The sequence below is a fragment of the Halonotius aquaticus genome, assembly GCF_003605575.1.
Classification (GTDB): Archaea; Halobacteriota; Halobacteria; order Halobacteriales; family Haloferacaceae; genus Halonotius; species Halonotius aquaticus.
Map to the genome: position 1 here is coordinate 146507 of NZ_QKNY01000003.1, position 14858 is coordinate 161364.

Consider the following 14858-nt stretch of genomic DNA (forward strand, 5'->3'; position numbering starts at 1 on the left):
TGGGTAGACTGTCAAACCGGTACCGCAAAAACTCACCCAAGGCTTCGATTCGCGTTTCACTGTCACCGGTTCGCACACGACACACCGAGACTGCGGTTACAACTCCTCGTCGGCCAACTCCTGTTCGGCGACGATCTCGTACGGCGACAGCCCGTTTCGGATCGCATCCAGCAGCCGGAACGCGTCATCCGGCGAGAGGAAGTGTCGGGTGACCGCTCGGCCCATCTGGGTCGGTTGCAGTCCGTCGATGAACTCCCACTCCAGTAGCTTCCCAACCGCACGCTGGGTGTCGATCTCGCCGAGCATCCGGTCGTTGAGCCGCTTGGCTGACTCGCCAGCGACAGTGATGTTGGCAAGCGTTTCCTCGACGGCGGCGGCCTGATCGTAGACGTTGCGCACGTCCTCCATCTCGCCTTTTAGGAGTTTGAACGCGACCTCATCTTCGGTCATCTCCATCGAGTTATGATAGGTGCAGTCGGGTTCGATCAGCATGTAGACCGTCCCCTTGTCGTGGTAGTCAGGGCGGCCCGCCCGGCCGAGCATCTGGCTGAACTCCTGGACGGAGAGCCACTCGATGCCCATCGCCAAGGAATCAAAGATCACCTGCGAGGCCGGGAAGTCGACCCCGGCGGCGAGGGCGGCAGTGGTGACGACCGCCGAGAGTTCCTGATCGAGGAATTTGCCTTCGACCTGTTTGCGCTTTTTGTAGTCGAGGCCGGCATGATATGGCGCGGAGTCGTACCCAAGTTTTCGGCTGATCGAGTGACAGCGTCGCCGCGAGTTGGTGAAGATGATCGTCTGCCCACGGTAGCCTTTCGAGGATTTCTGGTCGAAGGCGCGTTTGACGAGTTTGTCTTCTAACCGGAGTTTCTCGCGTTCATCGGCGAAGGTGACGTGTCGCTCGATCGGGACGGGTCGCTCCTCGAATTCGATCAGCGTCGCACCGAGTCGCTTGGCCAGCCACTCAGGGTTGCCGACGGTCGCCGAGAGATAGAGCCACTGTGCGCCGCTGTAGGTGCTTCGTGTGTCGGCGCGCTCCTCACAATAGTATTTCAGCCGCGAGATGAGGCCATCGAGGCGGTGGCCACGTTCCGGCTCTTTGAGGGTGTGAACCTCGTCGATGACGACAGTGCCGATGTCGCCGAGATCCTTACCCGTCCGGAGGGCGTGGTCGATCCCCTCGTAGGTACCAACGATCACGTCCGCGCCCGGATCAAACCGCGTCCCGTCGTCGTTGATCCGACTCGCGCCGACCCGGATCGTCACATCAAGGCCGAGGTCACCGTAGCGATCCCGGAAGTCCTCGTGCTTCTGATTTGCGAGGGCGACAAGCGGGACGAGGAAGAGCATCGTCCCCTCACCGGTCAGCGCGCGATCGATCCCGGCGAGTTCGCCGATCAGTGTTTTCCCGGTCGCCGTCGCGCTGACGACAAGTTGGTCGTCGCCATCGAACAGCCCGTTGCGTACGGAGAGGCTTTGCACCGGCAGCAACTCGTCAAACCGGGATTCGAGCATCGGCTGTAGCTGCGGATGAAGCCCGAGGTCGGCCGTCTGGACGGGATCAACGTCGTCGACGGTCGCGCTGATGGTGTCGAACTTCGTGAGGTCGGGATCAAGTTCCCCCGACAGCAGATCGACGATCCGGTCGAGATCCTGCACCTCAAGCAGTAAGTCCTCCAGTCGTTCCTGGGCTTGGCTGGTGAACTGGCCTTTGTAGGCGAGTTCGCGCTCTAACTCCTCGCGGGCACAGTCCGGACAGATATGCTCACGGTCGGTTTTGATCGCGGTTTCCTCGGTGATCGGGGAGTACGCGCCGTCGTTGGCGCAGTACCGACAGGTGCGGACGACCTTCGCCGAGAGTTGGTAGCCATCAAGGAGTTCCTGGAGCTCCTGGCGACCCTCCGTGGAGGTTTGTTGAGAGATCCGAATGCGGGTCGCTGCCCGCGCGATGTCGACAAACTCCTGGGGATCGCGGGGCTCTTCGGAGCTTCCGGTCTTCGTGCGAAACTTCCCTGGCCGCGGGCCGGCATGCGTTTCTTTACACTCGAGGGTGCCGTGAAACACGCGCTCGCCGTCACGAAGGGCGACAACGCGGTAGCTGTCGCCGTCGGCATGCAGGAACAGCGTCTCGACGGCGGCGGCCTGCTGGGACACGATCAGGGGGTACGACAGCGGCCTATTTGAGCGGTTCGCTTGCCAGCCACAATGGATTCGTGTGGCGAAAGCCACGTTAATACCCACGGAGGACAACTATCCGATATGCGTGGCCTTCGTCTCGGACGGGTCTTTGGAATCCCCGTCCAACTCAATTGGACGTTTCTGTTGATCCTCCCGATCTTTGCGTGGATTATCGGCTCCGACATCGTTCGGCTGACCGAACTCGTCAACGACCTCCTTGGGAGTGCGATCGCCAGCGATCCCCTCACTGTCGGGCTGACGCCGTGGCTGCTCGGCACAGCCGCCGCCGGTGGCCTCTTTGGTGGCGTGTTACTCCATGAGTTCGGCCACTCGCTGATGGCGATGCGGTACGATGTCGAGATCGACTCGATTACCCTCTGGCTGCTTGGCGGCGTCGCCAGCTTCAAAGAGATCCCCGAAGACTGGCGCCAGGAGTTCAACATCGCCATCGCCGGCCCGGTTGTCAGCGTGCTGCTCGGCGGCATCGCCTTTGTCGTCTTTCAGACGCTGCCGGCGACCCTCGATCCGGTTCGCTTCGTCGTCGGCTACCTCGCGTTGATGAACGTCGGCCTCGCAGTCTTCAACATGCTGCCGGGATTCCCGATGGACGGCGGCCGGGTGCTACGCGCGCTGTTGGCCCGCAATCGACCCCACGCCCGGGCGACACAGCTTGCCTCCGAGGTCGGCAAGACCTTCGCGTTTGTGCTCGGCCTGTTTGGGCTGTTTGCGTTCAGCCCGCTGATGATCCTGCTGGCCTTCTTCATCTACATGGCCGCTTCCGGCGAGGCCCAACAGTCGATGCTGAAATCGGCGTTCCAGGGTGTCACCGTCGGTGATATCATGACAGCACGCCAGGAACTGCTCGTTGTTGACCCCGACACAACGATCAGCGATCTGTTGACGCGGATGTTGACCGAACGTCACACCGGCTACCCCGTCGTCGACAGCCGCGAGGAGCTGATCGGCATGGTCACATTAGATCACGCCCGCTCGATCAAGGAGGTCGAACGCGACGCCTACACTGTCGGCGATGTGATGGAACGCGATGTCACGGCCATCGCGCCGACCGCCGACGCCTTCACCGCTCTCCAGGCGATGCAGGAACACAGCGTCGGCCGGCTGCCCGTCGTCGATGAGGCGGGGAACCTCATCGGTATCGTCTCGAAAACCGATCTGATGACCGCGTTCAACGTCATTCAGAGCCGCGGTGATGCGACCTCGCTGATCGGTGGCTCGTCGGGCGCTGACATCCCCTCACTCAGGTAGGTGGAACTCGCCGACAGCGGTAGTTTTTCCCCATTGCATAGCTGAATAAGAGGTATGCTTACTGTCGTATCGGACACCCACAGCGTCCACGGCCACGAACTGAAAGGCCGGACGCTGCAGGCTGTTCGGGAGGCTGATCTCGTCATCCACGCCGGCGACTTCATGCGGGCGGCGGTACTCGACGCCTTCGAGGCCGAAGCCCGAACGCTCCGGGCGGTCTCCGGCAACAACGACGACAGCGAGATCCGGGATCGACTCCCGGAGGCCTGTACCGTCGAATATGAGGGAGTCCGGTTTGCGGTCACCCATCGCGTCAGCGGCGGCCCAACGGAACTGACGCTGTTCGGTCGCGAACGCGACGCCGATGCCGTGATCTACGGCCACAGCCACAATCCCGGGGTCGACACCAGCGGGGAGTTGCCCCTCATCAACCCTGGCAGCCACGCCCAGCCCCGCGGCTATCGAAAAGCCCATGCGGAACTGGAACCGACCGACGACGGCCTATCCGGGCGGCTTGTCACCCCCAACGACTACGTGATCGATACGTTCACACTGTCGAGATAGCCCCCGACCGAAACGTCTTTCGGGCATGCCGGCGGTGGGGGAACCATGACTATCGCCGAGCTCCTCACCGATCCCGTGTTGTTGGGGATCCTCGCGGTGTTGCTAGCGTTCGTCTTTTTCGGCTATCTCCTCCTGCGGCGTACCGTCCTCGGACTTCGAGAAGGCTATCGTGATGGCCAACGGCGGGAGTAACGTGGCCGAGACACACCACCGGAGCATCCCATGATCGGCGTTGAAACGCTGGCAACGTTTGGAATCGCCGCGGCGGCCAGTCTGTTTATGGCCTGGGCGATCGGGGCGGGCTCCTCGGGATCGACACCGTTTGCACCCGCGGTGGGAGCCAACGCTATCTCCGTCCTCCGGGCGGGCCTGATCGTCGGCGTCCTCGGCTTTTCTGGGGCGGTACTGCAGGGAGCCAACGTCACCGAAGCCGTCGGGAGTGAACTGATTATCGGCGAGCCACTGACCGCCGGGGCCGCGATCGTCGGCCTGCTGACCGCAGCCGTCCTCGTCGCCCTCGGCGTCTTCGCCGGCTACCCGATCGCCACCGCCTTTACCGTCACCGGCGCGGTCGTCGGCGTCGGGCTAGCGATGGGTGGCGGGCCCGCCTGGGCGAAGTACGCCGAGATCCTCACGCTGTGGACGCTGACGCCGTTTGTCGGTGGCGGGATCGCGTATGCGATCGCCCGGCTCATCCGCGGGGATCGCTTCGATGAGGATCGCCTCATTGCTGGGTTGGCCGGCGTCGTCGGCGCGCTGATCGCCAACATCGGCTTTACCTTCCTCGGGCCGGCGGGCGAACAGGGCTCGATCGCCGGCACCCTTGGCGCGGCGACCGGGCTTTCGGCGACAGTCGGTGTCGTCGTTGCCACACTCGCCGTCGCGCTCACCGCGATGGCAACGCTGTGGCTCGCACTGAACCGGGATCGGGCGGCCGGCCAGCGGCGCTTCCTCCTGTTTTTGGGTGGTCTGGTCGCCTTCTCGGCGGGCGGGAGTCAGGTCGGCCTGGCGATCGGGCCGCTGGTGCCACTGCTCGGGGGTGGGATCGACATTCCGCTGTGGGCTGTGCTTGTCGGCGGCGGGTTTGGGCTCTTGGTTGGCTCCTGGACGGGCGCGCCACGGATGATCAAGGCCATCTCACAGGACTACTCCTCGCTTGGGCCGCGGCGGTCGATCGCGGCGTTGATCCCGTCGTTTGCGATCGCCCAAACCGCGGTCTACTTTGGCATCCCGGTGTCGTTCAACGAGATCATCGTCTCCGCGATCGTCGGCAGCGGGCTGGCCGCCGGCAACGCCGGGGTGAGCCGCGATAAGATGCTGTATACGGTGTTGGCGTGGGTCGGCTCGTTGGTCTCGGCGTTCGTCATCGGCTACGTGGTGTACACCGCCGTCCAACTCGTCTTCTAACTCGTTGTTCGGCTGTTGCTCCCGGATTCCGTCACAAAAACAGCTACTCCGTCAACTCGGGTTCGTCGTCGCTTTCGGTTTTCGGATACTCGTCGGTGACGGTCAGGCGTGCTTTGAGGATGCGCGTGCTGTCGACCTCCTCGATCTCGATGACGACGCCGTCGTACTCGAAGGTCTCGCCCTCCTCGACGAGCCGGCCAGCCCGGTTGAACACGAAGCCGGCCAGCGTTTCGAACTCTTGGCCTTCCGGGAGCTCGATGTCGAGTACCTCGTTGACCTCGTGGATGTTGACCTCGCCGCGGACGACCGTCGTCTGATCGTCGAGCCGTGTGAATGGTTCCTGTTCGTCGCCTTCGAGGATGTCGCCGACGATCTCCTCGACCATATCTTCGAGCGTGATGATCCCCTCAGTCGTCCCGAACTCATCGAGGACAACGACCATCTGGAGGCGGTTTTCCTGCATTTCGGCCAGCAGGTCATCGACATTTTTCGATTCGGGGACGTGGAGCGTCGGCTGGACGATATCTCTGAGCTCGCTTGTCCCCTCGCTGTACTGGTGTTCCCGCACCAGATCGCGGACGTTGACGACGCCGATGATGTTGTCGAGGTTGCCGTCGTAGACGGGGACGCGGACGTGGTCGTGGCCGATACAGGCCTCGATGGCCTCCTCGATGGTGGCGTCCTCAGAGACGGCGGTGATGTCGAGCCGCGGCGTCATCACCTCCTTGGCGATCGTCGAGTTGAACGTGAAGATGCGTTTGAGCATCTCGCGTTCCTCCTCGTCGATGACGCCCTCGCGTTCGCCGGTTTCGATGATATCCTTGATCTCATCGCGGGTGACGTACGGCGATTCGATCGCCGAGGAACTGCCCATCGCCTTGTTGACGATGCGGGTCAGCTTATCGAAGACGATGATCAGCGGGAACAGCACGTACTCCGAGAGCTTGAGCGCGCCGGCGATCCGGAGGGCCCACGACTCGGTGTTTTCGACCGCGTAGGATTTCGGCGCGCTCTCGCCGAACAGCAGGACAACGGCGGTGATCCCGAACGTCGCCGCCACCACGGCCTGTCCCTGCGAGAGGTAGATGCCGAACAGCGCGGTCGCAATCGAGGACATGGCGATGTTGACGATGTTGTTGCCGACGAGGATCGTCACCAACAGCCGGTGTGGGTCGTCCTTGAGGGCTTTGACCGTCTCGGCGTTGGGAATCCCCTCCTCAACCATCGACTCGATGCGGTGTTGGGGCAGCGAGAAGAAGGCGATCTCGGAGGACGAAAAGAACGCCGACAGGCCGATCAGCAGGACGATAGCGACGATCCCGAGTCCGGTGATCGCCGTCGTGCTGAGGGCCGGCAGCTGGAGCAGCCCGCTGGCGAGAGACATGCCTACAAGCGATAAGCCCATTGTCAGTGATCGTTCCTCCGCCCCGGAATTAAGCGTTGTCCTCGATACATGATGCGCCCATGTCGTCCCGCGAGCGGTGGACTAAAACCGGCGGGCGCCCTCCGCTACCCAATGACAACGCGGCGGTGTGACGGCTGCGGCACGAAAGTCAAGATCGCCGGCGGGATCGGCGACATCTGGAGCTTTGACTTCGGGCCGACCGACGGCATGATCCTCGAACTCGCCGACGGCAGCGAGCACTTTCTCTGTCTCGACTGTGTCGACCGGCTGCCCGATGACCACGATCCAACCGCCGAGGACGTGGCTGCGTTGCCGACCGCCGACGATGCGGACGGGTCGCCGGCTGACGACGAGTAGCTACATTCGGCTCGTGAACGCCTCACCAGTCTAGTGATCCTCCTCAATCGCTCAGTACAGCCCACTCAAGCCCCAGAAATCGCGGAGAGAACTGTTCCGAGAAGCGTCAAACAAGCGGCACCAACTAACGCGAAGATGGAAATAGCCGAGGCAATAAACTCCTCAGGGTCAGTTTCCAGTGCTTCGTAGACAGCGGTGACGGTCATCCCGGCCCCGCCGATCGCCATAAGCAGTATCGGGATGCTATGGTCTCCAGCAGCGAGTGAGCGTGTTGCTGGCCCGCCCACTGAAAGTCCGATTACGGCGAACGCGCCGGTGTATATGTACAGCCGCTCCATAGTGACTGTAATAACGCGCAACTACTTGTGAGTTTGTTGAACGATGTTTTTTGTGCTGCTTGGCCGCCTCAGAGACTCGCTGTCGACACCGACGACCACCCCACCGCAATCCCTACGTTTTTCTCTCCAGCCTTCCGACCGACGGCCGTGAAGCCCGCCCGCATCGTCGAGTCCTTCCCAGCCCCCGAGTTTCGGGCTGGGCAAAACCAAGCCCTCAGCGACATCCAGTCGGCCTACGAGGCCGGCAACGACGTGGTGTTGGTGCGCGCGCCAACCGGCAGCGGAAAATCACTGCTGGCGCGGGCGATCATGGGCTGTGCGCGATCGAAACAGACCGCCGAGCCCGCCCAGGCGACCGGCGCGTACTACACGACGCCGCAGGTCTCCCAACTCGACGATGTCGCCGCCGACTCGCTGCTCGACGATCTCAATATTATCCGCGGCAAAAGCAACTACACCTGCCTGCTGCCTGGCGAACACGACACGCCGGTCGATCAGGCCCCCTGTGCGCGGGAGTCCGGCTTCGACTGCTCGGTCAAACATCGCTGTCCGTACTTCTCCGACCGAGCGATCGCCTCCGCCCAGCCGTACGCGGCGATGACGCTGGCGTACTTTATGCAGACCGCCGGCTCAGACGTGTTCGGCAAACGCGATGTCGTCGTGATCGACGAAGCGCATGGACTGGCCGAGTGGGCCGAAATGTACGCAACGATCGAGATTTCTCCCGAGCGTGTGCCGGTCTGGGACGATGTCGGCGTCCCCGATATCGCCGGTGCCGACGACCCCCTTGATCGCACCGCCCGCTTTGCGGAGACGCTGGCAGGCGTCTGTTCGCAGGCAAAAGACGACCTAACCGCAAAGCCCGAACTCACACCCGAGGAGGTCGCCCGCCGTGACCGCCTGAACGAACTCATTTCTGAGCTCAACTGGTTTGTCGACGACTACCGCGAGCCCGAGAGCCAGACGACCTGGGTCGTCGATCAGTCCGGTGGGGAGGGGACAGCGATCACGATCAAACCGCTCGATCCCGCTCGGTATCTCCACCACACAGTCTGGGATCGGGGCGAGGCCTTCGCGCTATTGTCGGCGACGATTCTCAACAAAGAGGCCTTCTGCCGACAGGTCGGCCTCGATCCCGACCGCGTCGCCCTCGTCGATGTCGAGCACACGTTCCCGGTGGAAAACCGCCCGCTATACGACGTGACACAGGGCAAGATGACCTACGAGCACCGCGAGACGACTCTTCCAAAAATCGCTCGCCTGATCGTTCGGCTGATGGCCCACCACCCCGACGAAAACGGGTTGATCCACGCCCACTCCTACGCGATCGCCGAGGAGCTGGCCGACCGGCTGGCCGATTTTGGCGTCGGCTCGCGGGTACGAACCCACACCAAAGCGAGCCGAGACGACGAACTCACGGCGTGGAAAGCCAGCGACGACCCCGAGGTCTTCATCGCGGTCAAAATGGAGGAAGCCCTCGACCTCAACGGCGACCTTGCCCGCTGGCAGGTGCTCTGTAAGGCCCCGTATCTCAACACGAACGACTCCCGGGTCGCCCGCCGACTCGAAGACGACCAGTGGGCGTGGTATCACCGGACGGCGTTGCGGACGGTGATTCAGGCCTGCGGGCGGGTGGTTCGCGCCCCTGATGACTACGGGGCGACCTATCTCGCCGATTCGAGTCTGTTGGATCTCTTTGATCGGGCCGCCGCCGACATGCCGCCGTGGTTCCGCGAGCAGGTCGATCGGTGTTCGCGGCCGACGCTCCCAGAGTTTGATCCGACGGCCGCCGTCGCCGGGATCGACGACCCAGCTGACACCCGGAGTCGCCAGCGATCTGTGACACAGCATCGCAGCGAGTCGGCATCGTCCAACGGGCAGACACGAACCGACGCTGACGCTGATCAACGGGCTGATCACCCGCTGTCGGATGTGTGGGGGGACGGCTAGATCAGCGTCGCGCCCCAAGCAACCATCGAGCCGACCATCAGCACGGTGAAGATGACCGCAATGATCTGCTGTCTGTCCATACCCTTTCTACTAGGGCCGAGTAAGTTAGCTCCGTTGACTTCGCACGAGGCAACGACGAATCGAACAGCACAACGTACCCGACCCTACTAAAAATTTGAGATGGACATTCACGAATTTTTCGAGTTTGAATACAAACAATAAAGCAGTTATTTCTATTTTACTGTCTTACTACGACACTAATTCTCACAGTAGACTTATATTCTACTACCTTATACAGAGCGTATGGCCACAGATAGCCTACCGATCGCACTCACCCTGTATCGTTGTGGAACACTCACCTTCACGCAGGCAGCGACGCGTGCCGGGCAGTCGCCGGAGACCTTCGCCCGCGTTCTCGACCGCTTCGGTGTCCCGTGTCGCGGCGAGCAAACAGACCAGTCAACGTTCTCAGAACCAACAGTGTAGGCGGTTTGTCGCCCCGTTTCTCGACACCCGCACTCGGGTTCTGATTGTCATTCACTATCAGTACAGATAATTTGAAGCTGAGTATTATGTATGTGGCAACGCCTCTCACGAATGGAGGCACGCGTATGACAGCATCCGTAACCGACCCCTGTGGCCGGCTTGAACTGCCGCATGCCGAGGCTTGGGCTGCCCACGCAACCGTCGAGCACTGGCTTCGAGACGCCGTCGACCGAACCACCGTCGACGATGTTCGTATCGAACGCGTCTCTCGAATTCTTGACCGACTCGAAGCCGACGGGGTATTCACAACGGACGAGCTGTCACTGCTCTGTGAACTGTGTCGTGACCGCCTTGCGGCATCGGCCGTCCCCACGCGGGATCACTCCTCGTTGCGGGCGGTCATCGAGGCAGCTGAAACACAGCGCGAACGCTGCACACAGTAGCAAGGCGAAGAGGCCGACCGGCGCTCGTCAGGTCGTCCGCAGGTGATCCTGCTTCGGTTCGTACACCTCGCCTTTTCGTCGCAACTTCTCAATCTCTTGTTCGGCTTTGGAGGCATCCATCCCGATCTCATCGGCCCGATCCAACACTTCCTCGATCGGAGCGCCTTCTTCGAATTCCTCTTCGATATCGCTGATGAGCCCCTTGATATTTTTAATCCGATCACGCTGCGTCTTCGAGGTGCCTGTTTCGACCACGTCGGCGTCGAACTGCCCGGTTTCAGGGTCGACACCGATATCCTGCAGACAGGAGCGAACGATATCGACTGATCGATCGGCGTCTTCGGCCTCGACGGTATCAGAGAGGCGCACGCGCGCACTCGCCTCCGCCAGCCGAACAAGGGCTTCGAGTTTCCGGGCGGTGACCGGGATCGGCGCGTCCTCGTCAGCCCCTTTCGAGCGGAGGTCGACGTAGAACTCCCGGATCGTCGCTTTCGCCTCGTCGGTCATCGTCGGGAAACAGGAGCGTTTGGCGTGGGCAACGTATTTTCGCAGGAGTTCGGCGTCGATCTCCGGGGCGACCTCCTCGGTCACGTCGTCAACCTGCTGTTGGGTGAACTCCGAGGTTGCGATCCGGTCACGCTGGGTGTTGAGCTCCCCGGCGTAGTTCGTTTTGAGAATGTGATCGGCGAGTTTGCCGTCGTGTTCGGGATCGGGTTGGTCAGTAACGGTGAAGATGAGGTCAAACCGCGAGATGAGCGCGGGTTCGAGGTCGATCTGCTCGCCGATCGGCTCATACTGATCGAACCGACCGTACTTCGGGTTGGCCGCGCCTAAAAGGGAGCAACGGGATTTCAGGGTGGCGTTGATACCGGCCTTCGAGATGCTGATCTTCTGTTGTTCGAGGGCCTCGTGCATCGCCGATCGGTCGTCGCTGGCCATCTTGTCGAGTTCGTCGACCGCCGCGATCCCCTTATCGGCCAAGACGAGCGCGCCCGCTTCGAGTGTCCACTGCTGGCCGTCGCCGAAATCATCTTGCACAGCGGCGGCAGTAAGGCCAGCGCTGGAGCTGCCTTTCCCCGAGGTATACACCGACCGCGGGGCAATATTTTCGATATATGATAACATCTGACTCTTTCCGGTCCCAGGGTCACCAATAAGAAGCATATGCAGATCGCCACGAATCCGTGATCCGTCGGGAAGATTCTTCGTCACGCCGGAAAACAACTGAAGGATCATCGCCAACTTCTCCTCCTCGTAGCCGTAGATCGCTGGCGCGACCGAGCCGACCATCTGGTCGTAGATATCGTCCTCGTTGGAGAGAGTGATGATCGTCTCGATGTCCGCCTGCTCGATGTCCATGTCCTCGAACTCCTCGTCCTCGACGGTGATCGAGACACCGTCCATGTAGAGATCGAACAGCGAGGACTTCTCGTTGCCCTCCGACATCTGTTCGATGTGGAGGACGCCGACAGCGGTGACGTGATCGCCGGGGGTGACCTTGCCGGTGATGTCGTCTTCGACGTTCATATCGATACTCTGTGGCGTCTCGCCGCCGCGCAGGCCTTCGGGGCTCTCCTGGACGCGGATCTTTTGCGCATCGATGAACTCAGATTGATCGAAGTTGATGCGGAACGGCCCTTGTCGCTCACAGCCCTGACACTCGTGGGGCTCCTGAAACTCGCCGTCCTGCTGGGGGATGTAGTTCATCGTTCCACAGCGTTGGCACTCGAAGGCGGAGTCAGTGATCTTCGGGCGCACATCGGTCGCTTTGCGGACGATCCCTTGGACAGCGACGAGCTTGCCAATATGGTTGTCGTGGACGCGGATACCGCGGATGTCGACGGACTCCGGGAGGTTCCGCAGTCGAACGTGGGCGTTGCCGAGTTTGACATCCGCCGGCAGGTCGTAGAGCCGGAGGGCTTCCTCGGCGTACTCCTGGAGCTGGTCGGGCTGGGAGCGATAGTCCTCGGCGAGATCCGCATCGAACTGATAGAGGTCGTCATAATCGATGTACAGCGACCGCTTTTCGTTGGGATACTGCTGGGCGAGCTGCCCGATCTCATCGCGGTAATAGTTGCGGTAAAACTGGATGAACCGATCGGTGAGTTCCTGATTGGAGGCCTGCGCCATTGAGAGAGGCGTAGGTCGGCATCGGTTATGAAAGTCCGGATCCCACAACCACCCTCAGTATTCGAGTCATGTACCATTACTGCAAAAATGCTTGCGCCGGTACGAGTGGTATGGCGTCATCGCAGTCGACGACAGCAGGAACCACGCGTGGGCAACACGAACTGCTAATTATTGGTGGCGGCGTCGCCGGACTGACGGCGGCGACGTTTACCGCTCGCGCTGGCATCGAGACGATGGTGATCAACGACGGCGAGACGGTGCTGCGGCGCAACGCCCATCTCGAAAACATTCCGGGCTTTCCGGCCGGCGTCAACCCCCGCCGGTTTGCGGATATGTTGCGCGCACAGGCAACCCGAAACGGTGCCGAGTACCAGACGGGCACCGTCACCGAGTTGACCGGCGATATCGACGACGGATTCACAGCCACCATCACCGGCGGACAGGCCAGCGACGACACCGAGAGAGCTGCTGGCGACGGCAAGGATGCCGAACCGACACGGGAACTGACGGCTGATCGGGTGTTGGCCGCCTCGTTCCCGGATGCTGACTTTCTCGAGGGGTTCGATATCGAGACCCGAACAGCCGACAGCAAACAGTACGCCGAGGCTGGCGAGTTGGGCCGCACCGGTGTTGAGGGGCTCTACGTCGCGGGGCGGTTGGCCGAACGCTATCACCAAGCCGTGATCGCCGCCGGCGATGGGGCCGAAGCGGCGATCACGCTGATCCACGACAGCGACATCCCCTTCTACAACGATTGGGTCGCCCCCGAGGGCTACTGGACGGATCGCGGTCGGGAGGTGCCGCCGGGCTGTGAAGAGATCGATCCGACCGAACAGCGCGCCAGACAGGAGGCCGCGATGGCGGCGATGCAGGAGTACTTTGCCGCGCCACACGACCAACAGCAGCGAACCTTTCCTTCGCTTGTCGACGACGAACGCAATCGTCTCGATTGGGAACGGTAGCGAACCCCGAACGCCTATCTACCTACCGACCCGACGTTCGGAGTATGCTTGACGGCGTCAACGTCGCCTTGGGCGTCACCGGCAGCATCGCCGCGGTGAAAACCGTCGAACTCGCCCACGAGCTCCGCCGACAGGGCGCGAGCGTCCGTGCGTTGATGAGCGATAGCGCCCACGGGATCATCCACCCGTGGGCCCTCGAATTCGCGACCGAGCGCGACGTTGTCACCGAGATCACCGGCCGCGTCGAACACGTCGATCTCTGCGGCCGCGACGGCTGGGCAGACGTGTTGCTGATCGCGCCGGCAACCGCAAACACCGTCGGCAAGGTTGCGGGCGCGGTCGACGACACGCCGGTGACAACCGCCGCGACCACTGCCCTCGGCGCCGATGTTCCAGTTGTCATCGCCCCCGCAATGCACGAACCCATGTACGACCACCCTGGCGTCCTCGATGCCATCGACCGCGTCGAATCGTGGGGCGTCGAGTTCGTCGATCCCCGCATCGAGGAGGGGAAGGCCAAGATCGCCACCGCCGAAGCCATGGTCACCGCGCTCGCCCGCGCGACGACGCCGCAGGATCTTGCCGACCGCCATCTCGTCGTCACCGGCGGCGCGACCAGCGAGGCAATCGACCCGATCCGCGTGCTGACCAACCGGGCGTCGGGCCGCACCGGTCGCGCGGTCGCCCGCGTCTGTGCGATTCGGGGCGCCGACGTGACACTGATCCACGACGGCCCCGACGTGCATTACGCTGATGTGGTCGAAATCGAGAGCGCCGCAGAGATGCTGGCCGCGGCCGATGCCGCCTGCGAGGATGCCGACGCGATGGTCTCGGCGGCGGCCATCGGCGACTACACCGTCCAGGAGGCGTCCGCAAAACTCCGCTCCGGGGAGGCCCGCACACTGGAGTTAGAGCCGACGCCGAAGGTGTTGGATTCGATTCGACAGGGTCACCCCGACCTCCCCTTGGTCGGCTTCAAGGCTGAGACGACCGGCGATGACGACGCTCTGCTCGAACAGGCGGTCGCGCTCCGTGATCGGATCGATCTTAGCTTCGTCGTCGCCAACGACGCGACGGTGATGGGCGAAACCGACACCCGCGCGCTGTTGGTCGACCGTGGGGTCGAGTCAGTCGCCGACTGTGAGGTCGTCGAAGGGCCGAAGCCCCTGCTCGGTGATCGGATCGCCAGCCGGCTCGCGAGACTGCTCGGCGAGTAACTGATCAGACACCGCTCGGCGGGTTATTGAACAGACAGGTAGTATCTCGACAGATTACTCACAAACCAACAGTTGACACACCCGCTTTTCGAAACTCCGACTCATCCGACAGCCGAGATAAGAATAGTTTTGAGGCGTCCCCGACTTCCCCCGAC

Annotated in this window: 15 protein-coding genes; 10 read left to right on the top strand and 5 right to left on the bottom strand. The window is 62.1% G+C overall.

All coding sequences use genetic code 11. From position 1 onward, the window contains the following. Positions 1-96 precede the first annotated feature (96 nt). Positions 97-2154, bottom strand: coding sequence for a DEAD/DEAH box helicase (locus DM826_RS01700; protein ID WP_120100698.1), 2058 nt, complete (start codon positions 2152-2154; stop codon positions 97-99). A gap of 105 nt (positions 2155-2259) precedes the next feature. Here DM826_RS01700 and DM826_RS01705 point away from each other — a divergent pair, with 105 nt between their 5' ends. From DM826_RS01705 to DM826_RS01715, 4 genes are read left to right on the top strand one after another with little or no spacing between them, the layout of a single operon-like run. Then, complete coding sequence (locus DM826_RS01705) at positions 2260-3444, top strand: CBS domain-containing protein (protein WP_120100700.1); 1185 nt, start codon at positions 2260-2262, stop codon at positions 3442-3444. Between the two features lie 54 nt (positions 3445-3498). Continuing rightward, a complete protein-coding gene (locus DM826_RS01710; protein ID WP_120100702.1) occupies positions 3499-4008 on the top strand; it encodes a metallophosphoesterase in 510 nt (169 codons plus the stop codon). A 45-nt stretch (positions 4009-4053) separates the two neighbouring features. Next, positions 4054-4200: a DUF7859 family protein gene (locus DM826_RS12935; RefSeq protein WP_165853223.1), complete on the top strand. Its 147-nt coding sequence runs from the start codon at positions 4054-4056 to the stop codon at positions 4198-4200. Positions 4201-4233: 33 nt separating this feature from the next. Beyond that, positions 4234-5415 (top strand): inorganic phosphate transporter, encoded by a 1182-nt coding sequence (locus DM826_RS01715; protein WP_120100894.1) that lies wholly within the window; start codon positions 4234-4236, stop codon positions 5413-5415. A 43-nt stretch (positions 5416-5458) separates the two neighbouring features. Here DM826_RS01715 and DM826_RS01720 read toward each other — a convergent pair whose 3' ends face one another. After that, positions 5459-6820: a hemolysin family protein gene (locus tag DM826_RS01720; protein WP_120100705.1), complete on the bottom strand. Its 1362-nt coding sequence runs from the start codon at positions 6818-6820 to the stop codon at positions 5459-5461. Between the two features lie 111 nt (positions 6821-6931). Between DM826_RS01720 and DM826_RS01725 the strand changes: the two genes are divergently transcribed. Beyond that, complete coding sequence (locus DM826_RS01725) at positions 6932-7177, top strand: DUF7561 family protein (protein ID WP_120100707.1); 246 nt, start codon at positions 6932-6934, stop codon at positions 7175-7177. 65 nt (positions 7178-7242) lie between these two features. On the opposite strand, the gene DM826_RS01730 is transcribed toward DM826_RS01725, so the two are convergent. Continuing rightward, on the bottom strand, positions 7243-7515 hold the full coding sequence (locus DM826_RS01730; RefSeq protein WP_120100710.1) for a hypothetical protein: 273 nt from the start codon (positions 7513-7515) through the stop codon (positions 7243-7245). Between the two features lie 147 nt (positions 7516-7662). Here DM826_RS01730 and DM826_RS01735 point away from each other — a divergent pair, with 147 nt between their 5' ends. After that, positions 7663-9465 carry a helicase C-terminal domain-containing protein gene (locus tag DM826_RS01735; protein WP_120100712.1) on the top strand — a complete coding sequence of 601 codons (1803 nt, stop codon included), beginning with the start codon at positions 7663-7665 and terminating at the stop codon, positions 9463-9465. On the opposite strand, the gene DM826_RS13335 is transcribed toward DM826_RS01735, so the two are convergent. Then, positions 9462-9545 (bottom strand): surface glycoprotein, encoded by an 84-nt coding sequence (locus tag DM826_RS13335; protein ID WP_120084097.1) that lies wholly within the window; start codon positions 9543-9545, stop codon positions 9462-9464. The two genes, DM826_RS01735 and DM826_RS13335, sit on opposite strands and share 4 nt — an antisense overlap. A gap of 223 nt (positions 9546-9768) precedes the next feature. Here DM826_RS13335 and DM826_RS01745 point away from each other — a divergent pair, with 223 nt between their 5' ends. Continuing rightward, positions 9769-9951 carry a hypothetical protein gene (locus tag DM826_RS01745; RefSeq protein ID WP_120100715.1) on the top strand — a complete coding sequence of 61 codons (183 nt, stop codon included), beginning with the start codon at positions 9769-9771 and terminating at the stop codon, positions 9949-9951. Between the two features lie 125 nt (positions 9952-10076). Then, positions 10077-10394 carry a DUF7853 family protein gene (locus DM826_RS01750; protein ID WP_120084099.1) on the top strand — a complete coding sequence of 106 codons (318 nt, stop codon included), beginning with the start codon at positions 10077-10079 and terminating at the stop codon, positions 10392-10394. 27 nt (positions 10395-10421) lie between these two features. Here the strand turns inward: DM826_RS01750 and DM826_RS01755 are convergent, their stop codons facing one another. Continuing rightward, a complete protein-coding gene (locus DM826_RS01755; RefSeq protein ID WP_120100717.1) occupies positions 10422-12524 on the bottom strand; it encodes a minichromosome maintenance protein MCM in 2103 nt (700 codons plus the stop codon). A 110-nt stretch (positions 12525-12634) separates the two neighbouring features. Between DM826_RS01755 and DM826_RS01760 the strand changes: the two genes are divergently transcribed. Together DM826_RS01760 and coaBC are read left to right on the top strand one after the other, a co-directional pair. Then, positions 12635-13486, top strand: coding sequence for an NAD(P)/FAD-dependent oxidoreductase (locus tag DM826_RS01760; RefSeq protein WP_120100719.1), 852 nt, complete (start codon positions 12635-12637; stop codon positions 13484-13486). 44 nt (positions 13487-13530) lie between these two features. After that, positions 13531-14703: a bifunctional phosphopantothenoylcysteine decarboxylase/phosphopantothenate--cysteine ligase CoaBC gene (coaBC, locus tag DM826_RS01765; protein ID WP_120100722.1), complete on the top strand. Its 1173-nt coding sequence runs from the start codon at positions 13531-13533 to the stop codon at positions 14701-14703. The last annotated feature ends 155 nt before the right edge of the window (positions 14704-14858 follow it).